Annotated in this window: 19 protein-coding genes; 13 read left to right on the forward strand and 6 right to left on the reverse strand. The window is 68.1% G+C overall.

What is annotated here, in order from left to right:
- Nucleotides 1-80: 80 nt before the first annotated feature.
- Nucleotides 81-2387 carry an ATP-dependent DNA ligase gene (locus B3611_RS09575; protein WP_291314847.1) on the reverse strand — a complete coding sequence of 769 codons (2307 nt, stop codon included), beginning with the start codon at nt 2385-2387 and terminating at the stop codon, nt 81-83.
- A 34-nt stretch (nt 2388-2421) separates the two neighbouring features.
- Here B3611_RS09575 and B3611_RS09580 point away from each other — a divergent pair, with 34 nt between their 5' ends.
- The gene (locus tag B3611_RS09580) at nt 2422-3219 is read left to right on the forward strand and encodes a Ku protein (protein ID WP_291314848.1); all 798 of its coding nucleotides are present in this window, start codon (nt 2422-2424) and stop codon (nt 3217-3219) included.
- Here the strand turns inward: B3611_RS09580 and B3611_RS09585 are convergent.
- Nucleotides 3216-3920, reverse strand: coding sequence for a TetR/AcrR family transcriptional regulator (locus B3611_RS09585; protein ID WP_291314849.1), 705 nt, complete (start codon nt 3918-3920; stop codon nt 3216-3218). The genes B3611_RS09580 and B3611_RS09585 overlap by 4 nt on opposite strands.
- Before the next feature lie 94 nt (nt 3921-4014).
- On the opposite strand from B3611_RS09585, the gene B3611_RS09590 reads away from it, so the two are divergent.
- Nucleotides 4015-5469 carry an MFS transporter gene (locus B3611_RS09590; protein WP_291314850.1) on the forward strand — a complete coding sequence of 485 codons (1455 nt, stop codon included), beginning with the start codon at nt 4015-4017 and terminating at the stop codon, nt 5467-5469.
- A 130-nt stretch (nt 5470-5599) separates the two neighbouring features.
- Nucleotides 5600-6145: an organomercurial lyase gene (gene merB, locus B3611_RS09595; RefSeq protein WP_291314851.1), complete on the forward strand. Its 546-nt coding sequence runs from the start codon at nt 5600-5602 to the stop codon at nt 6143-6145.
- Here the strand turns inward: merB and B3611_RS09600 are convergent.
- Nucleotides 6142-6489, reverse strand: coding sequence for a VOC family protein (locus B3611_RS09600; RefSeq protein ID WP_291314852.1), 348 nt, complete (start codon nt 6487-6489; stop codon nt 6142-6144). The genes merB and B3611_RS09600 overlap by 4 nt on opposite strands.
- Before the next feature lie 117 nt (nt 6490-6606).
- A complete protein-coding gene (gene ychF, locus B3611_RS09605; RefSeq protein ID WP_291314853.1) occupies nt 6607-7692 on the reverse strand; it encodes a redox-regulated ATPase YchF in 1086 nt (361 codons plus the stop codon).
- 90 nt (nt 7693-7782) lie between these two features.
- Between ychF and B3611_RS09610 the strand changes: the two genes are divergently transcribed.
- From B3611_RS09610 to B3611_RS09620, 3 genes are read left to right on the forward strand one after another with little or no spacing between them, the layout of a single operon-like run.
- The gene (locus tag B3611_RS09610) at nt 7783-9222 is read left to right on the forward strand and encodes an AI-2E family transporter (protein ID WP_414646330.1); all 1440 of its coding nucleotides are present in this window, start codon (nt 7783-7785) and stop codon (nt 9220-9222) included.
- A gap of 29 nt (nt 9223-9251) precedes the next feature.
- Complete coding sequence (locus B3611_RS09615) at nt 9252-10346, forward strand: DNA recombination protein RmuC (protein WP_291314855.1); 1095 nt, start codon at nt 9252-9254, stop codon at nt 10344-10346.
- A 40-nt stretch (nt 10347-10386) separates the two neighbouring features.
- A complete protein-coding gene (locus B3611_RS09620; protein WP_291314856.1) occupies nt 10387-11181 on the forward strand; it encodes a DUF6542 domain-containing protein in 795 nt (264 codons plus the stop codon).
- A gap of 78 nt (nt 11182-11259) precedes the next feature.
- Here B3611_RS09620 and B3611_RS09625 read toward each other — a convergent pair whose 3' ends face one another.
- On the reverse strand, nt 11260-12213 hold the full coding sequence (locus B3611_RS09625; protein ID WP_291314857.1) for a 4-hydroxy-3-methylbut-2-enyl diphosphate reductase: 954 nt from the start codon (nt 12211-12213) through the stop codon (nt 11260-11262).
- A 153-nt stretch (nt 12214-12366) separates the two neighbouring features.
- Between B3611_RS09625 and xseA the strand changes: the two genes are divergently transcribed.
- Nucleotides 12367-13623, forward strand: a complete 1257-nt coding sequence (xseA, locus tag B3611_RS09630; RefSeq protein WP_291314858.1) for an exodeoxyribonuclease VII large subunit — start codon at nt 12367-12369, stop codon at nt 13621-13623.
- A gap of 33 nt (nt 13624-13656) precedes the next feature.
- A complete protein-coding gene (locus B3611_RS09635) occupies nt 13657-13941 on the forward strand; it encodes an exodeoxyribonuclease VII small subunit (protein ID WP_291314859.1) in 285 nt (94 codons plus the stop codon).
- A gap of 6 nt (nt 13942-13947) precedes the next feature.
- On the opposite strand, the gene B3611_RS09640 is transcribed toward B3611_RS09635, so the two are convergent.
- On the reverse strand, nt 13948-14526 hold the full coding sequence (locus B3611_RS09640) for a DUF4245 domain-containing protein (protein WP_291314860.1): 579 nt from the start codon (nt 14524-14526) through the stop codon (nt 13948-13950).
- Between the two features lie 266 nt (nt 14527-14792).
- Here B3611_RS09640 and glpX point away from each other — a divergent pair, with 266 nt between their 5' ends.
- The 5 genes from glpX to B3611_RS09665 all read left to right on the forward strand — a co-directional run bounded on the left by glpX (nt 14793) and on the right by B3611_RS09665 (nt 20354).
- Nucleotides 14793-15803, forward strand: coding sequence for a class II fructose-bisphosphatase (gene glpX / locus B3611_RS09645; RefSeq protein ID WP_291314861.1), 1011 nt, complete (start codon nt 14793-14795; stop codon nt 15801-15803).
- Between the two features lie 174 nt (nt 15804-15977).
- A complete protein-coding gene (locus B3611_RS09650) occupies nt 15978-17378 on the forward strand; it encodes a class II fumarate hydratase (protein ID WP_291314862.1) in 1401 nt (466 codons plus the stop codon).
- Between the two features lie 65 nt (nt 17379-17443).
- Nucleotides 17444-17971, forward strand: a complete 528-nt coding sequence (locus tag B3611_RS09655) for a hypothetical protein (RefSeq protein WP_291314863.1) — start codon at nt 17444-17446, stop codon at nt 17969-17971.
- A 47-nt stretch (nt 17972-18018) separates the two neighbouring features.
- Nucleotides 18019-18645 carry a TetR/AcrR family transcriptional regulator gene (locus tag B3611_RS09660; RefSeq protein WP_291314864.1) on the forward strand — a complete coding sequence of 209 codons (627 nt, stop codon included), beginning with the start codon at nt 18019-18021 and terminating at the stop codon, nt 18643-18645.
- Complete coding sequence (locus B3611_RS09665; RefSeq protein WP_291314865.1) at nt 18639-20354, forward strand: MDR family MFS transporter; 1716 nt, start codon at nt 18639-18641, stop codon at nt 20352-20354. The genes B3611_RS09660 and B3611_RS09665 overlap by 7 nt, the downstream gene beginning before the upstream one ends.
- Nucleotides 20355-20416 lie beyond the last annotated feature (62 nt).

A 20416-nucleotide genomic window follows, 5' to 3' on the forward strand; every position in this document is an offset into this window, starting at 1 on the left:
ATCTCGGGGTCGAAGGGAGGCTCGTTGGGGATGGGTGCGTTTTCGTTGGGATTCGTCATGTGAGCAAGGGTACCCGCGGATCAGACCTCCCACCGCACGTCGGCGGGTTTCTTCTCGTCCCGCCACCCTCGCCACGAGGCCTGCCGCACACGGTTATTCACGGTCCGGCCCGCGAGCTCGACCTCGGCGACCAATTTCGGCGTGACCCACCACGCGTCGGCCCTGTCGGCGGCGGGGATGTCCCCGAGGGGCGGGGTCGCGCGTTCGATCTTCCGCAGCCGCTTTTCGACGTCCCCAAGGTCCCTCCCGGTAAACCCCGTGCCCACCCTGCCTGCGTAGCGCAGCTCCCCCTCGCTGTCCGGCACCGCCACCAGCAGCGAGGCGATGCCGCGCTTGCCGCGGCGCACCCCCACCACCACAACCTCCTGGTGGCGCCGGAGCTTGATCTTGACCCACTGGGGCGTGCGCTCCCCGGGCCGGTACACGGAGTCGGCGCGCTTGGAGACGACCCCCTCCAGCGCGAGGTCCCCGCTCACCTTCAGTGCCTTGTCTAGCTCCCCGGGGAAGGACGGCGGCAGCATCACGCCCTCACCCTCGCGTACCGTCTGCTCGAGCACCACCCGCCGGTCGCTCAGCGGCGTGTCCAGCAGCGGGCGGCCGTTGAGCTCGAGAATGTCGAAGACCACGTAGCGGATGTCCTCCGGCTGCTCCTCCTGCCGCAGCAGCGAGAAATCGGGCTGGCCGTCGGCGTCGAAGGCGACGAGCTCGCCGTCGAGGACGGCCGTGGAGGCGTCGACAAGCGAGGCGAGCTCGCGGGCGTGCGGGAACATGGAGGTGTAGTCCTTGCCGCCCCGGCTGCGCATGGAGACGGTGCCGTGGTCGATTCCGGCGATGATGCGGTAACCGTCCCACTTCATCTCATGGACCCACGTGTGGCCGTCCTGGGTGCTCAGGCGGATGTCGGCCTCCGTGCCGGGACTGGGCAGCATGGGCGCCGGGAGCTCACCGAGCGCGGTCTCCCCTGCCTCGGGCTGTTTCTTCATCAGCTTGAGCAGCCAGTTCGCCTCCCCGCCCTGACCGCTGTGGATGAGCGCATACCGGCGCGGAACCCCGCCCAGCCCGCCGTCGGGGCGGCCGTGCAGCACCGCGATGACCTCCCTGCCCTCCCGCCACTTCTCCACCTCGATGGTCCCGGAGTCCCAGATGGTCACCTCGCCGGCACCGTACTGGCCCTTGGCGATCGTCCCCTCGAAGGAGGCGTACTCCACGGGGTGGTCCTCCGTCTGCACGGCGAGGCGGTTCTCGGAGGCGTCCAGGGGCGGGCCCTTCGGCACGGCCCACGACGCGAGTACGCCGCCGCGCTCGAGGCGGAAGTCCCAGTGCAGCGAACTCGCGTGGTGTTCCTGGATGACGAAGATCGGCGCCTCACCCTGCCTCACCGCCACCACCTCAGGCACGGGTTCGGCGGTCTTGGAGGCGTCGCGCATCGAGCGGTAGGTCGCCAGCGGGTCACCGGCCGTCCCCGCCAGCTCCGCGAGCGGGTCGCCGTCACTCTCCAGGCGTACGAGCACCTCCTCGAACGTGAGCTGGGCCAGGTCACCGCCCTCGAGCTCATCCCACGTGCGCGGCGCCGCGACGGTGGGCCGTTCCCTGCCGCGCAGGGAGTACGGGCTGACGGTGGTCTTGGAGCCGTTGTTCTGGCTCCAGTCGAGGAACACCTTCCCGGCGCGGTCCTTCTTCGCCATCGTCGGGATCACCTTGTCGGGGTGCTCGGCCTCCAGGGCCCGGGCGAGCTCCTTTGCAACGGCGCTGACCTGCTCGGGTGTCGACGTCCCGTCCAAACCCGCGTAAATGTGGATCCCCTTGGATCCGGAGGTGACGGGGAAGCACGTCAGACCCATCCCCTCCAGGATGTCGCGGCAGGTCAGGGCGATCCTGGAGGCGTCGGCGAGCGACGTGCCCTCGCCCGGGTCGAGGTCGAGCACGAGCCGGTCGGGGTTGAGCCGTTCGCATCCGGAGTCGAAGCGCCACTGCGGGGTGTGCAGCTCGAGCGCCGCGACCTGTCCGAACCATGCGAGTGTGGCGGCCTCGGTGACGAGCGGGTACGCATTCGTCGTCTCCTTGTGCTCGATGCTGCAGGTGGGGATCCAGTCGGGCGCGGAATCCTCCAGATTTTTGCGAAAGAAGGACTGCCCGGCGACACCATCCGGCCACCGCTTCCGGGTCACGGGGCGCCCGGCGAGGTGCGGGATCATCACCGGCGCCACCTGCAGGTAGTAGCGCAGCACATCCGCCTTCGTCGTGCCCGTCGCCGGGTAGAGCACCTTTTCCAGGCTGCTGACCTGAAGCGATCGCCCGCCCACCTTGTACGTCGACGTGTCCGCCACCTCGCACCTCCTCGAATTACGTAACCTCTAGGGTATGCGAGCGATCTGGAGCGGTGCCATCACTTTCGGGCTGGTCAATGTGCCGGTCAAGCTGTACGCGGCGGAGGAGGACCACGACATGTCCTTCCACCAGGTGCACGACAAGGACGGCGGGCGGATCCGCTACGAGCGCCGCTGCGAGAAGTGCGGCGAGGTGGTCGAGTACAAGCACATCGACAAGGCCTACGAGGAGGACGGCACGACAGTCGTCATCACCGAGGACGACTTCGGCTCGCTGCCCGAGGCGGAGAACGACGAGATCGAGGTGGTCCAGTTCGTCCCCTCCGACCAGGTCGAACCGATGATGCTGGAGCGCTCCTACTACCTCGAGCCGCAGGCCAAGACCCCGAAGTCCTACCTGCTCCTGCGCCAGACGCTCGAGGCGAGCGAGCGCACCGCCATCGTGAAGTTCGCGCTGCGGCAGAAGACCCGGCTGGGCGCCCTCTACGTGCACGACAAGGTCCTCGTTCTCCAGGCCCTCCTGTGGGCGGACGAGCTGCGCGACGTGGACTTCAAGGGCGCGAAGTCGCGCGCCAAGATCTCCGACAAGGAGCTGGAGCTTTCCGCGCAGCTGGTGGAGCAGTACTCCTCCGATTTCACCCCCGAGGAGTTCCAGGACGACTACCAGGTGGAGCTTCGCAAGATGGTTGAGGCGAAGCTCGAGGCGGGCGAGGGCGCGGGCACCGCCGAGTCCGAGGACCGCAATGCGGACGATTCCGGGGATGAAGACGCCGAGGTCGTCGACCTCATGGAGGCGCTCAAGGCCTCCCTGAAGAAAAAGAAGGCCGGTTAGCCCACGCTGAGGCCGGCCTGGACGCGGATTCCGTCCAGGATAAGCTCCACCCCGGCGCGGAACTGCTCCACATCCTCGTGGGTCTCGAACACGTCCACGACGGAGTGCACGAAGGGGAACTCCTCCGGGTCGAGCTGCCTCCACGCCACCGCGAAGCGGTGCAGCGCCTGGCGCTGGTCCAGGTGCTCGCGGGTCACCTCCTCCGGCAGCTCCCTCATCTCCGCGCCGACACCGGTGACGAAGCTGATCAGGGAGCTCACCGCGTCGAAGCGCTGCATGGGCGTGAGGTCGAGGCCCATCAGCTGCTGGCCGAAGAGCTCGAACATCCTCATGGAGTTCGGCTGCATGGTGACGTCGCGCAGCATGTACGCGCCAAGCCAGCGGTGCTGGTCCATCGTCGCGTAGAAGGTCATCGACAGCTCCTCGAGCGCGTCAAAGGGGTCCCCGGGCAGGCTTAGCGACGCCAGAACCTCGCCCAGGACCTCGTTCGTCGCCCTGTCCAGCAATTCCTCCTTGCCGGAGACGTAGTGGTAGAGGCTTCCCACTCCCGTGTCGAGGCTGTCTGCGAGGCGGCGAAGGGTGAGGTGGGAGGCACCTTTGGCGTCGAGAAGCGAAATCGACTCGGCCACCACCTGCTCGAGCGACAGGGTGGGGCGGCGTCCGCGTCGCACGCGGGAGGGATCGGCGGTTTTTCCTGGCATGCCCCCATCCTCTCATACGGGACTTGCGCTTTACCGAACATGGTTCTATTGTCGAACACCATTCGATAGAACACGGTTCGAGAAAGGACCCACAATGACTACCACCACAGCCCCCACAGAACAGGCGGCCGGCCCGCAGCGGCTTCGCGACGCCTGGGTGCCGCTCACGGCACTCGCCCTCGCCTTCTTCGTCGAGATGGTGGACAACACCATCATGAACCTCGCCCTGCCGTCCATGGCGCGCGACCTGGGTGCAGGCACCACCCAGATGCAGTGGATCACCGGCGCTTACTCCCTCGTCTTCGGCTCCCTCCTGCTCGCCACCGGCTCCGCCGCGGACCGCTTCGGACGCCGCCGCCTCCTCATCGGCGCGCTGTTCCTCTTCGGCGCCATCTCCGCCCTCGTCTGGTTCGTGCACACCCCCGGTGAGCTCATCGCGATGCGCGCCCTGCTCGGTGTCGCGGCCGCCGGCATGGCGCCGGTGACGATGAGCCTCGTCTTCCGGCTATTTGACGACGACGTCGTCCGCATGCGGGCGATTAACGTGATGATCGTCGTGGGCATGAGCTCCATGGCCCTCGGCCCGCTGCTCGCCGGCGCGGCGCTGACCCACGTGAGCTGGCACTGGCTGCTCTTCGTCAACACCCCCGTCGCGCTGATCGCCACCCTCGGCGTGCTCATGGGCATCGACAGGGACCGCCCCGAGGACCTGCGCCCGGAGCCCCTCGACCTGCCTGCCGTCGCCCTGACCATGCTCGGCATCGGCATGCTCTGCTACACCATGACCGCCGGTGTCGAGCACGGCTGGACCTCCGGCATCACCCTCGCCTGCGCGCTCGCCGCCGTCGCGTCCCTGGCCGCCTTCGTCTGGCGCGAGGCCACCGCGAAGCACCCGATGATCGACCTGCACATCATGGCCAACCGCACCGTCAGCGGCTCGGCGCTCGCCCAGGCGGGCTCCTCCGTCGCCATGATCGCGTCGATGTTCCTGCTCTCCATGCACCTGCAGTTCGCCATGGGCTGGACCCCGCTCCAGGCCGGCCTGGGCAACCTGCCGTTCTTCCTCACCATGCTCGTGGCCACGCCCGTCTCCGAGAAGCTCACCATCCGCTACGGCCACCGCGTCACCTGCATGATCGCGGCTGCGCTGCTCACCGTCGGCCTGGTGGAGCTCGCCTGGGCCGCACCCCACGGCTACTGGCCGCTCGTGCCCGGCATCGTGATCATGACCGTCGGCCTGCGCATCATCATGACGGTTTGCGCCATCGCGCTCATCGAATCCGTCCCCGAGGAGCAGACCAGCCTGGGCACCGCGCTCAACGACGTGGTCCAGGAGGTCGGCAGCTCCCTCGGTGTCGCCCTCGTGGGCACCATGATCGCCGCCCTGGTGACCAAGGCGCTCCCCGCCGACGCCTGGGAGCCCGCCCTGCAGGCCAGCTTCTTCGACGGCGAGCGCGTGATCTACGGGGTGCTCGCGGTCATCATCGGAGTGGTTGTGGGCTACGGAGCGTCGACGCTGACGAACTCCCACACCGCCGACGAGCACTAAATTTTTACAGGTCGCGGTGCAAGCGAGATCCCCGAACCCCCATCCCCTGCGCCAGGTGCGCAGGGGATGTCGCGTCTTAGGCCCGGCCACCGCTATTGGTAATGCTTTTCATTATTGCTAGGGTGGGTGCGTGCTTTCCGTCGATACATACTCCCCCACCGCCGAGGACCTCCACGCCCTCCTGGCGGACCATGTGGGCCACGGCCCCCACGAACTTGCGCTGCGGCTCATTTCGCTGACCCCGACGCCCCACCGCGCGACGCTGTCGACCGGGGCCCGGGTGTACACCTGGTGTGTCCTCGATGCCTTCATTCTGGCGGGTCTTTTCCGGTGCGATCTCCGCGTCGAGAGCCGCCCACCCACCTCCGCGGCACCGCTGACCGCCGCGGTCTCCGGTGGGTCGGTTCACGCCGATCCCGACTACGTTGTGTCCTTCCCCCTACCCCGCGACGCACGAGGCGCTCACTTCACGGAGGCGTTCTGCCCCTTCGCCAACCTCTTCCCTTCCGTGGATGCCTACCGCGGGTGGGCGGCCGGGCAGACCAGGCCGACCACGGCGATCGCGGTCGGGCGGGCCCAGTCCATTGCCGCCGCCTTTGCGGGGGGCGTGCTTTCCCGGGAGTCCGGGGGCTCGGCGACGCCCGCGGAGTCGGGGTGCGGCGCCTCCCGCCGCTAGGCCGAAACCGCGATGTTGAAGGCTAGACCAAACTTGTCCGTCACCATGCCGAAGTGGTCCCCCCACGGTGCCTTCTCGAATGGCATGGAAATTTCTCCCCCGTCGGCCGCGAGGGCGTCGATAAGTTCGCGGCCCTGGTCGACGGAGTCTGCCTCCACCATGAACCCGAGATCCCCGCGGGTGAGCCGCGGAGACTTCCCCCCGAGGTTGTCTCCCCCGCCAAAGGTGAAAGCGCGGGTGAGGGTGGCGTGGGCCACCGTCTCGCGGGGCGGGTCGAACGGGAACGGCGCACCGGAATCGATCCGCTCACCGTACGTCGTGATGTCGAGGTGACCGCCGAACACTGACTGGTAGAACTAAAAGGCCTCGCGGGCGTTGCAGTGAAAGGCGAGGTAGGGAATCACTCGCATGAGACCCGATCCTATCCAGCGTTTCCGGTGGGCGCGCAGGGAAACCGCACCCTAGACGTTGAACTTGAACTCCACCACGTCGCCGTCGGCCATGACGTAGTCCTTGCCCTCCTGGCGCACCTTGCCGTGGGCGCGGGCCTCGGCCATGGAACCGAGCTCGTCGAGGTCCTCGAAGGCGACGATCTCCGCCTTGATGAAGCCCTTCTCAAAATCGGAGTGGATCACGCCGGCAGCCTTGGGCGCGGTGTCGCCCTGGTGGATGGTCCAGGCGCGGGATTCCTTCGGCCCCGCGGTGAGGTAGGTCTTCAGCCCGAGGGTCTCGAAGCCTGCCTTTGCCAGCGTCTGCAGCCCGGGCTCGTCCTGGCCCACGGCCGCGAGAAGCTCAGCGGCATCCTCCTCGTCCAGCTCGAGCAGCTCGGTCTCGCTTTGCGCGTCGAGGAATACGGCCTCGGCCGGGGCGACGAGTGCGCGCAGCTCGTCCTTCTTGGCGTCGTCGGTCAGGACGGCCTCGTCGGAGTTGAACACGTAGAGGAAGGGCTTGGCCGTCATCAGGTGCAGCTCCCGCAGCGGTGCGAGATCGATTTCGCCGGCGCGGCTGGCCGCGAAGAGGGTGCGGTCGTCCTCGAGCACCTCCTGGGCTTTCTTCACCTCGGCGACGGTGGCGGCGACGTCCTTGTCCTTGCGCGCCTCCTTCTCCAGACGCGGTAGGGCCTTCTCAATCGTCTGCAGGTCGGCGAGGATGAGCTCGGTGTTGATCACGGAGATGTCGGTGGCCGGGTCGACCTTGCCTTCGACGTGGATGACGTTGTCGTCGGAGAAGGCGCGCACCACCTGGCAGATCGCGTCCGCCTCGCGGATGTTGGCCAGGAAGGCGTTGCCCATGCCCTCGCCCTCGGAGGCGCCCTTGACGATGCCGGCGATGTCCACGAAGGACACCGTCGCCGGCAGGATACGCTCGGACTTGAAGATTTCCGCGAGGCGCCCCAGGCGTGGGTCGGGCAGCTCCACCAGGCCGACGTTGGGCTCGATGGTGGCAAACGGGTAGTTCGCCGCGAGGACGTCGTTGCGCGTCAGCGCGTTGAAGAGGGTGGATTTACCCACGTTGGGCAGACCGACAATTCCAAGAGTAAGGCTCACGGGCGCAATCCTATCCCACCTGCCGGACACGCCAATCGGGGGGCGCGTGTGGCGTCGCAAAGCCCGCGTCCATCGGGCAAGATGGTGCGGGTGAGCTCCCCCACCGCCCCCGACAGCCCCGCCAGCCCCGCCGGAAACGACCCGGCCGCCCAACCCGGGCCCGACGCGGCCGCCACGGTGCGCCCGCCGGGCGACCGGGTGGACCGCGGGGTCGTGCTCAACACGTGGCTCAAGTCCGCCGCCATGTTCGCGCTGCGCGTGCTGGTCATCGCGGTGTTCCTCTTCGCGCTGAGCAAAATCATCGGCGCGTTCTGGGGCGGCATCCTACCTATGGTCCTGGCGCTCATCGTGTGCACGGTCCTCGCACCAATAGCCGGTTTCCTGCGCCGCAGCGGCATCCCGTCCGGTTTCGCGGCCCTGTTCTCCCTCCTCTCCTTCTTCGGCATCGGCGGTTTCGTGGGCACGCTCATCGCCCCGGACATCACCGCCCACTCGCAGATCCTCTACCTGCAGGCGCTCGAGGGCATCCAGCGCCTCCAGCTGTGGCTGCAGGGCCCGCCCCTGAACGTCAACCCCGACGACCTCAACGACGCCGTCAACGAGATCGCGCAGTGGCTTCAGAACCAGGCGGGCGCCATCGCGGGTGGGGTGTTCGCGGGCATCGGCACGGCGGCGGGACTGGCCGTGACCCTCACGGTGGTGCTCGTGCTCACCTTCTTCTTCCTCAAGGACGGCCACCGCTTCCTCCCCTGGCTGCGCTCCGCCTCGGGTGGGCGAACGGGCCTCCACGCCACCGAGCTGCTCACCCGCGCGTGGAACACCCTCTCGGGCTTCATCCGCGCCCAGGCGCTGGTCTCGCTCGTCGACGCCCTCTTCATCGGCCTCGGCATCTACCTCGTGGGCGTGCCGATGGCCTTCACGCTCGCGGTGATCACCTTCTTCGCGGGGTTCATCCCGATCGTCGGCGCCGTCGTCGCCGGGGCCCTCGCCGTCCTGGTGGCGCTGGTCTCGCTCGGTTTCACCAAGGCCCTCATCGTCCTCGGAATCGTGCTCGCGGTGCAGCAGCTCGAGGGCAACGTACTGTCTCCGATCCTCCAGTCCCGGGCGATGGATCTCCACCCGGTTGTCGTGCTGGTTTCCGTCACGGTCGGCGGCGGGCTGTTCGGGCTCGTCGGCGCGTTCCTCGCCGTCCCCGTGGCGGCGATGGTCGCCGTGACCTACCGCTACCTCCTCGACATGGTGAAGATCCACTCCGGCGAGAAGACCGCCGCCGAGCTCACCTTCACCACCCCGGAGGGCAGGGCGATCGCCGAGCTGGAGGAGCGCGAATCCGTATACGAGCGCAGGGAATGGCGCGGCGATCGCGACTGGGCGCCCGCCCCGGTCACCGCGGACGAATCCCGCGGCCAGCAGTCCCCCGCCATGAGCCGCCGGTGGCGCCGGTTCCGGGAGGGGCAGCGGCTGCGCAAACTGGCCGAGGCGTCGCGGGTCGCACGTATGTTCGACAGGAAGGGCGACTCCACCGGGTAGTGTCGGGCGCGTGTGGCACACTGCCACCCATGTCCACCGCTGCCACGCTCACCGTCTTCATCCTCGGCCTCGCGCTCGGAGCTCTCGCGGGCTACGCGGCGCGCCGCGGTCAGACACCGCCTCCCCCGCAGCCCGCGCCCGCGGACATGACCCCCGTCACCCGCGCCCTGGAACGCCTCGCCGGCCAGCTCGACGACATGGACGAGGACCGGGCGGTGGCCTACTCCGCCCTCGCCAGCCAGGTCCAGGCGATCACCCGCACCTCCACCCGCCTGACCGACCGCACCGACCAGCTCATCTCCGCCCTGCGCTCCCCGCAGACCCGCGGCCGCTGGGGTGAAATGCAGCTCCAGCGCGTGGTTGAGCTCGGCGGGATGGTCGAGCACTGCGACTTCGACACCCAGAGCAGCACGCTTGTCGACGGCACCCGGGTCCGCCCCGACATGGTCATCCGCCTCTCCGAGGGGCGCTCCATCGTCGTCGACGCCAAGGTCCCCTTCGCCTCCTACCTCGACGCGCTGAACACGGACGACCCGGAGGAAAAACAGGGGTACCTGCGCCGCCACGCCCACCTGTTGCGCCAGCACGTGGACACCCTCTCCGCGAAGCCCTACATCGAGGCCTTTCAGCCCACGCCCGAGTTCGTCGTCATGTTCGTCCCGGCCGACCCCTTCCTCGATGCCGGCCTGGCCATCGACCCCGAGCTGCTGGACTACGCCTTCGCCCGCGACATCGTCATCGCCACCCCCACCACGCTCTTCGCACTCCTGCGCACGGTCGCGCTCGGGTGGCGCCACGAGGCGATGAACGACAAGGCCAAGGAGATCCAGCGCCTCGGCGCGGAGCTCTACCAGCGCCTGGGCACGATGGGCGAGCACTACAACCGGGTAGGACAGTCGCTGGAGAAAGCGGTCGACGCGTTCAATTCCACGCTTGCCTCCATGGACACCCGCGTCATGGTCACCGCGCGCAAACTCGACGAGATGGGCGTGCCGTCCCGCACCACGCGCGGCCGGGTCGCCCCCCTCAGCCAGATCTCGGCCTCCCCGCGGCACGCCGCCGAGGAGGCGGGGGCGCCTGACGCGCTGCCGGGGGCGACGCGCCCGCCCACTGAAAGCAGGTAGTGCACCTTTCCGTCATCCGGAATAGGTAGACTCAACCACCGTGTCGCACCTGCCCTCCCGGAAATCCAACGCTCACCGAGCGACGTTTGTCGGGCTGCCGACCGGATCCGGCATAGCCATCATCGCCGCCGCGCTGTTCACCGGGGCGCTCGTGTCCGTCTACACCGAGCAGATCGGGTGGCCCTACCTCACCTTCTTCGCCGCCTCGGTCATTCTGGTGACGGCCCTGATGAACCCCAAGGGCCTCTTCCTCACCGTGGCCAGCTCCCCCATCCTCTTCTTCATCGCCCTCATCGGGGCCGGGTGGGCAATCGCGCGGGGCAACAGCCGCCCCGACGGCGCGGGCCTGTCCAAGACCTCGATCCTGGCCATCGCCTACCCAGCCATCGAATTCTTTCCGGCGCTGGCCGCGGTCACCGTCGGATCGATCGTCATCGCGCTGTTGCGCCTGGCCCTGATCAGGAGGCAGAACGCGCGCCTGACAAGGAACGACGTGCGCGAGCGGACCCGTGCCGCCGAGAGCAACCGCCGCACCAGCAAGCAGAGCCGCCGCGCCCGGGAGCGCACAAACGCGGTCACCGTCGAGGAGCTCATGCAGCGGCGCAACCAGCCCGCCCCCTCCACCCGCATGCGACCGGCCCAGAGGATCGGGGGTACAACCCGCCCGGAGCGGGTGGAGCGCGCCTCCCGCACCGAGCGCATCAATCCCCGCGCCAGCGGCGCCCAGCCGTCGGCGCGGGGCACCCATGCCTCGTCGCGCGGTTCCGGCGAGACACCCCGCCGCGGGAGCAGCAGGGTGCGGCGCCCCCTCAACGACGACCTCTACGGCGGCTGATTCCGGCACGGTCAAGGCCGGGCGGCGCGTGATGCGCTGCCCGGCCTTCGTCGCACAGTCCCTGTTTCTATCCGGCTCTTACGTGCGCGCGGGCCGCAGCGCGCGCGGCAGCGCAAAAGTGATCGTCTCGGTGGTCGTGGTGACCTCCTCCACGTCCGTGTAGCCGCGCTCGGCGAGGTGGTCGACCACCTCGCGCACGAGGATTTCGGGCACGGACGCGCCCGAGGTGATGCCCACGGTTTCCACGCCGGCCAGCCACGCGTCGTCGATCTGGTGGGCGTAATCGATGAGGTGGGAGTCCTTCGCTCCGGCCTCCAGGGCAACCTCGACGAGGCGCTTGGAGTTGGAGGAGTTCTGGGAACCCACCACGATCATCAGATCGACCCGCGGCGCGATGGCCTTGACGGCCACCTGACGGTTCTGGGTGGCGTAGCAGATGTCGTCGCTCGGGGGATTCTGCAGGTTCGGGTAGCGCTCGTGGAGCTTGTTGACGATCTCCATCGTCTCGTCCACCGAGAGCGTGGTCTGCGAGAGCCACACCAGCTTCTGGTCGTCCGGGAAATCGGGCAGGCGATCAACACCGTCGAGCCCGTCAACGAGGTAGGTCACCTCGGGCGCCTCCCCGGCGGTGCCCTCGACCTCCTCGTGGCCCTCGTGGCCCACGAGGAGAATCTGGTAGCCGTCGCGGGCGAAGCGCTTGGCCTCGTTGTGCACTTTGGTCACCAGTGGGCAGGTCGCATCGAGCGCAAGCAGGTTGCGGCTGGCGGCGGAGTCACGCACCGCCGGTGAGATCCCGTGCGCGGAGAAGACGAGGTGGCCCCCCTCGGGAACCTCATCCGTCTCCTCGACGAAGATGACGCCGCGATCCTTCAGGGTCTCCACCACGTACTTGTTGTGCACGATCTCCTTGCGCACGTACACGGGGGCACCGTACTTCTCCAGCGCCTTCTCCACGGTCTCCACCGCGCGGTCCACGCCAGCGCAATACCCTCGCGGAGCAGCGAGAAGAACCTTCTTACCCTGATCTGTCATGGAACCCAGGGTATCGAATCGCTGTCTAAAACAACAGGCAGCACTATGCTGGGTGTTTTCGCAGGAGGGGCGGCGCCGACACGCCCGACGCGCCCCGCCCGCGGACCCGGCCACCCGGCAACCCACCGACCATGAAAGGGGCGCGCGACCGCCGTGACCTCATCGCCGAGCACATCCCCGGCCAGCACCCCGGAAAACCCGTGGGCCGTGTCCAAGCTGAACCAGTCGGTGAAGAACTGGATCGAGAAACTCGGCTGGCTCTGGGTCGAGGGCCAGCTGACCCAGGTCAACATGAAGCCGACGTGGAAGCTGTCCTACCTCACGTTGCGCGACACCCAGGAACAGGTCAGCGTCCAGCTCACGGCCAGCACCCAGCTCCTGCGCTCCATGCCCGCGCCCCTGAAGGACGGGGACCACGTGGTCATCCACGGCAAGCCCGCCTTCTACGCGGGGCGCGGCTCGTTCTCCATGTGGGTCACCGAGATCCGCCACGTCGGGGAGGGCGAACTCCTCGCGCGCATCGAGCGCCTCCGCGCCCAGCTCGCCGGCGAGGGGCTCTTCGACCCGGCCCGGAAGAAGCCGCTGCCCTTCCTCCCCCGCCGCGTCGGGCTGATCACCGGGAAGGGATCCGCCGCCGAGCGCGACGTGCTTTCGGTCGCGCAGCTGCGCTGGCCCGCCGTGCAGTTCACCGTGCGCAACACCGCGGTGCAGGGCGCCAACGCGGTACCCGAGGTCGTCGCCGCGCTCGAGGAGCTCGACCGCGACCCGCTCATCGACGTCATCATCATCGCCCGGGGCGGAGGTTCCGTGGAGGACCTCCTGCCGTTCTCCGAGGAGGCGCTGCAGCGCGCCGTCGCCACGGCGGGAACCCCGGTAGTCTCCGCCATCGGCCACGAGCCCGACAACCCGGTGCTGGACAACGTCGCGGACGTGCGCGCCGCCACCCCCACCGACGCCGCGAAGCGCGTCGTGCCCGAGGTTGCCCAGGAGCATGCGCTGGTCGCCGACCAGCGCGCCCGAATGAACGCGGCCCTGCGCGGGTGGGTGCGCCGCGAGCGCGCGGGCATCGACTCGCTGCGCTCCCGCCCCGTTCTGGCGAACCCGCTCACGCCCATCACCCGCCGCCGCGAGGAGGTCGAGCGCGCCCGGTCCCTGATCCGGCGCGACATCACCTACATGCTCGCCGCGGAGAGCTCCGCCGTGCGCAGCCTGCGCGCCCAGGTCTCGGCTCTCGGCCCATCGGCGACCCTCGCCCGCGGTTACGCGGTGGTCCAGGTGATCCCCCGCGACGGGAGCGGCCCCGAGGTGGTCACGGGCATCGGGCAGTCGCCACCCGGCTCGCAGCTGCGCATCCGCGTCGGCGACGGCTCGATCACCGCCGCCGCCATGGGAACCACCAAGGCAGATTGACCCCCAAAGACACCCACACCCGAGGAGTAGACAATGACGGAGAACACCTTTGGAAGCGGCCGCGGCGGGCAGGACGCCCTCCCCGATCCCGAGTCACTCACCTACGAGCAGGCCCGCGAGGAGCTCGTCGAAACAGTGAAGATCCTCGAGCTCGGCCAGATGAGCCTGGACGAGTCCCTGCAGTACTGGGAACGGGGCGAGGCGCTGGCAAAGCGGTGCGAGGTGCTTCTCGACGGCGCCACGCAGCGCGTCGAGGCGGCAATCGGCAACACCGGGGACGGCAACGACGCGGGGGATGCGACTGACGGCGAGAGCTGACCCCCGCTACCGCGGGCTGATCGGCGGGGTGGCCAGGGCCGCCTCGATCACGTCGCGGTGCTCGTCGTCGGTGCCGGCGCCGGTGACCAGCAGGCGAGCGTCGCCCGCGTCGACGGCCCACACGTCGCGCACGTCCTTGTCGTCGGAGTGGAACACCTTAGCCTCAGCCTCGGTGCCCTTCACATCCTCTGAGCGGGTGAAGGAACGCTGGTGGGAGTCGAGGCCGCGAACGGCGTCGTCAAGCGGTGCCCCGGTCTGGGTGAGCTGGATGTAGCCCTGGTCCGGCGTGACCCACCCCACCACGGGGGCGGGGGTGTTGTCGATCATCGAGCGGCGCGCGGAGTTGGTGGTCCAGCCCTCCGGCATCTGCGGGTAGCGCACGGGGAAGGAGACGGCGCGGGCCTCGAGGTCGAGGAAGGCCTTGGCGTCGACCTCCTGGACCGGCCCCTTCTCGGGCTTGCCCGGGCTGAACGAGCACAGCCCGGTGAAGCCGACCACCACGAGCATGGTGACGATGATGATCGCCACGTTGAGCATCATGTCCCGGCCGTCCTGGAAAATGCGGGGTTTCTCGTCGCCTGCCACGCGCACCAGTATGTCACGGAGCCAACCCGCCCCCGAATTCGGCGGGACGGGCGGGCCGGCCCTCAACCGCGCGGATGCCCGGGGCGGATGGTTTCACCCCCGTAAGTGTGTGGGGTACCGGGGTGGGCAGACCCCGAAGTGGAAGAATGGAGACAGCGGGTTGCCCGAATGCACCCCCGTGCCGCGCGAGCGGACACATAACGAACCACAGGTATGCCACCGGCATGCCCACGACATACTTTCAACAGCTCAGGAGGCTGCCTTCGATGACGGAACTGTCTACGGAGTACCCGGATCGTAACCTCGCACTGGAACTCGTGCGCGTCACCGAGGCGGCGGCGCTCGCCTCCGGCCGCTGGGTTGGCCGCGGCATGAAGAACGAGGGTGACGGCGCCGCCGTCGACGCGATGCGCAAGATGATCAACTCCGTCAGCATGGACGGCGTGATCGTCATCGGCGAGGGCGAGAAGGACGAGGCCCCGATGCTCTACAACGGCGAGAACGTGGGCAACGGCTCCGGCGCCCAGGTGGATATCGCCGTGGACCCCGTCGATGGCACGCGCCTCATGGCCGAGGGCCGCCCGAACGCGATCTCCGTCATCGCCGCCGCCGACCGCGGAACCATGTTCAACCCCAAGGACGCCTTCTACATGAACAAGATCGCCGTCGGCCCCGAGGCCGCCGGCGCCATCGATATCACCGCGTCCGTCGAGTCGAACATCAAGTCCGTGGCGAAGGCCAAGGGCATCAAGCCGGCCGACGTCACCGTTGTGGTGCTCGACCGCCCGCGCCACGACGGCCTAGTCAAGGAGATCCGCGAGGCCGGCGCAAAGGTCCGCTACATCACCGACGGCGATGTCGCCGGTGCCATTGCCGCCGCGCAGGACACCAGCTCCATCGACATCGCGATGGGCATCGGCGGAACCCCCGAGGGTGTCATCACCGCATGCGCCATGAAGTGCCTGGGCGGCGAGATCCAGGGCCAGCTTGCCCCCCAGTCCGACGAGGAGCGCGAGCACGTCCTCGCGGCCGGCCACGACCTCGACCTGGTGCTGGGCATCAACGACCTCGTCTCCTCCGACAACTGCTACTTCGCCGCCACCGGTGTGACCAACGGTGACATGCTGCGCGGCGTCTCCTACCGCAAGAACGGCGCCACCACCCGCTCCCTGGTCATGCGCGCCCGCTCCGGCACGGTCCGCTACGTCGAGTCGATCCACCAGCTGGCAAAGCTGCAGGAGTATTCCGTGGTGGACTACTCCGACCCGACCGACTGAGAACCGGTTGGGCGTCGGCTGGAAACCCGTTAGGAACCGGCGCCAACCCGCATCCGGGCCGCACGGATGTCCCCGTGCCCGGAACGGTGAAAACCGCAATGCCCCGACCACCCACGTGGGAACGGGGCATAATCGTTCAACGAAACCCCGCAGCAGACAAAAGGATGGAATTTCATGGCTGATCAGGAATACCGCATCGAGCACGACACGATGGGCGAGGTCAAGGTCCCCGTCGACGCCCTGTGGCGCGCCCAGACCCAGCGCGCGGTGGAGAACTTCCCCATCTCCTTCCGCCCTCTGGAAAGCCAGCAGATCCGCGCTCTCGGCCTGCTCAAGGCTGCCTGCGCCCAGGTGAACAAGGACCTGGGGAAGCTCGACGCCGAAAAGGCCGACGCGATCATTGCCGCCGCGAAGGAGATCGCCGACGGCCAGCACGACGACCAGTTCCCCATCGACGTCTTCCAGACCGGCTCCGGCACCTCCTCCAACATGAACACCAACGAGGTCATCGCGTCCATCGCGAAGGCCAACGGTGTCGAGGTGCACCCCAACGACGACGTCAACATGGGCCAGTCCTCCAACGACACCTTCCCCACTGCCACCCACGTGGCCGCCACGGAGGCCGCGGTCACCGACCTCATCCCCGGCCTGAAGGTGCTGCACGAGTCGCTGGACAAGAAGGCCAAGGAGTGGCACGAGGTGGTCAAGTCCGGCCGCACCCACCTCATGGACGCCACCCCTGTCACCCTAGGCCAGGAGTTCTCCGGTTACGCCCGGCAAATCGAGCTCGGCATCGAGCGCGTCGAGGCAACCCTCAAGCACCTGGGCGAGCTGCCCATCGGCGGCACTGCGGTGGGCACCGGCATCAACACCCCGGCCGAGTTCGGCGGCAAGGTCACCGAGGAGCTGAAGAAGCTCACCGGTGTGGAGCAGCTCTCCGAGGCGAAGAACCACTTCGAGGCCCAGGCCAACCGGGATTCCCTCGTGGAGTTCTCCGGCGCCATGCGTAGCGTGGCCGTCTCCCTGTTCAAGATCGCCAACGACATCCGCCTGATGGGCTCCGGCCCGCTCGCCGGCTTCGGTGAGATCCACCTTCCCGACCTGCAGCCGGGTTCCTCCATCATGCCGGGCAAGGTCAACCCCGTCCTTTGCGAGACCGCCACCCAGGTCGCCGCGCAGGTGGTCGGCAACGACGCCGCCGTGGCCTTCGGCGGCTCCCAGGGCCAGTTCGAGCTCAACGTGTTCATCCCGATGATGGCGCGCAACGTCCTCGAGTCCTCGCGCCTGCTGGCCAACACGGCCCGCCAGTTCGCCACCAAGCTCGTCGACGGCATCGAGCCGAACGTCGAGCGCATGAAGGAGCTCGCGGAGTCCTCCCCGTCCATCGTGACCCCCCTGAACTCCGCCATCGGCTACGAGAACGCCGCCAAGGTGGCCAAGACCGCCCTCAAGGAGGGGAAGACCATCCGCCAGACGGTCATCGACCTCGGTTTCGTCGACGGCGAGAAACTAACCGAGGAGGAGCTGGACAAGCGCCTCGACGTGCTCAGCATGGCCAACACCGACCGCAACTAGCGTCCGACCCGGGTCGCGCGCCCGCTAAGATGAACCCCCAGCACCGACTAGCTGGGGGTTCACCTGTGTCCGATTCCTTTTCCGAGCTCCGCCGCCACGGCGGGTCAAACCGCCCGTGGGTCATCGGGGGCCTGGCTGTCCTCGTCGTCGCCGCGCTCGCGGCCCTGGGCGCGGCGGGCTGGGCGCTGACCCGCCCGGCCGAGGAACGCAACCCCATTCCCCGGGTGGTCACGGTCACGGCGCAGCCGCCGGCCCCCTCCGCAGCGTCCCCGTGGCCCGCCGGCACCCCCTCCCCCGGCACCTACTCCGGCTGGCTTTTCTCCTCCTCCCGCTCGGGCGAGTCAGGGTGGAATGCCGTGCTCACGGTCTCCGGCGACTCGGCGATGATCGCCTACCTCAACGGTGGCTGCACGGCGCTGCTCACCCGCGCCGACGGCGGGCAGTGGCAGCCCCGCGCCCTGAACAAGCCCTGTGGCGCCACCGACGCCGCCTGGACGCTCTCGCAGAGGGAGCCGGGTGTCGTCGAGGCCCACCAGGACCGCGACGGAAACGACGAGGTCAAAGGTTCGCTCTCGCTGGGCAACCCGGAATGACGGGACCGCGTTGACCAAATCTTGCACTGGGTGTAATCTCGCACCCTGTGAAAGAACAATGCAGCGGGCTCCGGGAACGGAAGCGACGCGACACCCGGCGGCGCATCGTCGACGAGGCGATGAAGCTGGTTGAAGCCAAGGGCTTCACCAACGTCACCGTCGAGGACATCTGCGAGGCGGCCGACATCTCCCGGCGCACCTTCTTCAACTACATGGATTCAAAGGACCAGGCCGTCCTCGGCGCACACCCCTTTGAGATCACGGAAGACGCGCTCGAGGTCATCGCCACAACGCAGTCCGACAACGTCCTCGACCTGATGTTCTCCCAGATCCTGGCCGTCCCGGACGCGCACAACCGCGAGCGTCTCATGCGACGCCGCGCCATTCTTTCGCAGAACCCAGCCCTCGCAGGGGCCGTCTACGTGCGCAAGAGCGAGACCCTGACGGAGCTGGGGCAGGCCGTCGAAAAGCACTTCCATTCCTTTCCCGGCGACCGCAAGCTTAACGACGCCCCCCTCGCCATCGAGGTGAACGTCCTCGTCGACCTCTTCTACGCGGCGGTCAACATGTATCTGAGCAACCCGGAATTTCCCCCCACCGAGGCGCAGGGCGTCCAGCCGTTGAAGAATGCGGCACAATTTCACACTGATCTAGCTAAGGAGCTCTCATGGTAGAGACAAAAACTTCTGAGAGGCCGCACGTCGGCCTCATATTTGCCGCGCTGATGACCACGATGCTCATGAGCTCCCTCGGGCAGATGATCTTCTCCACCGCGCTGCCGACCATCGTCGGCGAGCTCGGCGGTGTCGACCACATGAGCTGGGTCATCTCCTCGTTCCTCGTCACCATGACCATCGCCCTGCCTGTCTTCGGCAAGCTTGGCGACGGCCTCGGCCGCAAGTGGCTCTACATCGGCGGCATCGCCTTCTTCCTCATCGGTTCGACGATGGGCGGCTTCGCCAACACCATGACCGTCCTCATCATCGGCCGCGCCATCCAGGGCTTCGGCGCCGGTGCCATGATGGTCAACTCCCAGGCCATCATCGCCGAGGTCATCCCCGCCCGCGAGCGCGGCAAGTACATGGGCGCGATGGGCGCCGTCTTCGGCATCTCCTCCGTGCTCGGCCCCGTGCTGGGCGGCTGGTTCACCGACGGCCCCGGCTGGCGCTGGGGCCTGTGGATGAACATCCCGCTGGCGCTGATCGCCATGGGCATCTCGGCCGTCGTGCTCAAGCTGCGCACGGGTTCCGCCTCCGGTCTGAAGTACGACTGGCTGGGCACCCTGTTCATGGTCGTGGGCACCACCACCCTGATCCTCACCACCACGTGGGGTGGCACCCAGTACGACTGGTCCTCCCCGACCATCATCGGGTTGATCGTCACCTCCGTCGTGGCGTGGATCCTCTTCGTTCTGGTGGAGCTGCGCGCCACCAACCCGCTCATCCCGATGACGCTGTTCCGCAACCGCAACATGCTGCTCACCACCGTCGCCGGTCTCGTTCTCGGCATCGCCATGATGGGCACCCTGGGCTACCTGCCCACCTACCTGCAGATGGTGCACGAGCTCACGCCGACCCAGGCCGGTCTCATGATGCTGCCCATGGTGATCGGCATGCTCGGCACCGGCGTCGGCGTCGGTTTCATCATCTCCAAGAGCGGCCGCTACAAGATCTTCCCGATCATCGGCATGGCCATCACGGCGGTCGGCCTGTGGCTCTTCTCCACCCTCGAGGTCACCACCTCCCTGACCACCCTGGGCCTGTACATGTTCATCTTCGGCTTCGGCCTCGGGCTGGTCATGCAGGTGCTCGTGCTCATCGTCCAGAACTCCTTCCCGCTGTCCATGGTGGGCACCGCCACCGCGGCGAACAACTTCTTCCGCCAGATCGGCGGGGCCGTGGGCGCGTCGCTCATCGGTTCGCTGTTCATCCACAACATGACGCAGAACCTGCACGACCGCCTGCCCGGCGCCCTGGCCTCCATGGGCCCGGCCGGTGCTCCCTACGCGGAGGCGTTCACCTCTGGCGCCAGTCGCCAGTCCCTCACCCCGGCCGCCGTGGGCAAGCTGCCCGAGGCGCTGCGCGACGTGGTCCTCTCCAGCTACAACGACGGCCTGACCCCGATCTTCCTGCTGGTCCTCCCGCTGGCCATCCTGGCGCTGCTGCTGCTCCTGCCGGTCCAGGAGGATCCGCTGAACGACACGGTCGAGGACTCCGGCGAGCGCTCCGGCCACCCCGCGTCCGACGACGCCGCGGGCACCGCCACGGGCATCCCGGTGGGCGACATCGCCCCGGAGCCCGTCGGTGCGGACGTCCCCGATACCGAGGCGTCGGTTCCGACCGCTACCGGCGGCTCCGGCAGCACCGTAGCCACCCCGCGCTAAGGCGCAGCGCGCACTGGCACCCGACCCACGGAAAACCTGAGGGCCGGCGGGAACCCCCGCCG

The organism is Corynebacterium sp. UBA2622, from assembly GCF_002339505.1.
Lineage (GTDB): Bacteria > Actinomycetota > Actinomycetes > Mycobacteriales > Mycobacteriaceae > Corynebacterium.

What these genes read in the sequence shown, in the direction of transcription:
- B3611_RS09580 (WP_291314848.1), top strand. Translation starts at nt 2,422, where the DNA reads ATGCGAGCGATCTGGAGCGGTGCCATCACTTTCGGGCTGGTCAATGTG.
- B3611_RS09585 (WP_291314849.1), bottom strand. Translation starts at nt 3,920, where the DNA reads ATGCCAGGAAAAACCGCCGATCCCTCCCGCGTGCGACGCGGACGCCGC.
- B3611_RS09590 (WP_291314850.1), top strand. Translation starts at nt 4,015, where the DNA reads ATGACTACCACCACAGCCCCCACAGAACAGGCGGCCGGCCCGCAGCGG.
- B3611_RS09615 (WP_291314855.1), top strand. Translation starts at nt 9,252, where the DNA reads ATGTCCACCGCTGCCACGCTCACCGTCTTCATCCTCGGCCTCGCGCTC.
- B3611_RS09625 (WP_291314857.1), bottom strand. Translation starts at nt 12,213, where the DNA reads ATGACAGATCAGGGTAAGAAGGTTCTTCTCGCTGCTCCGCGAGGGTAT.
- B3611_RS09635 (WP_291314859.1), top strand. Translation starts at nt 13,657, where the DNA reads ATGACGGAGAACACCTTTGGAAGCGGCCGCGGCGGGCAGGACGCCCTC.
- glpX (WP_291314861.1), top strand. Translation starts at nt 14,793, where the DNA reads ATGACGGAACTGTCTACGGAGTACCCGGATCGTAACCTCGCACTGGAA.
- B3611_RS09650 (WP_291314862.1), top strand. Translation starts at nt 15,978, where the DNA reads ATGGCTGATCAGGAATACCGCATCGAGCACGACACGATGGGCGAGGTC.
- B3611_RS09665 (WP_291314865.1), top strand. Translation starts at nt 18,639, where the DNA reads ATGGTAGAGACAAAAACTTCTGAGAGGCCGCACGTCGGCCTCATATTT.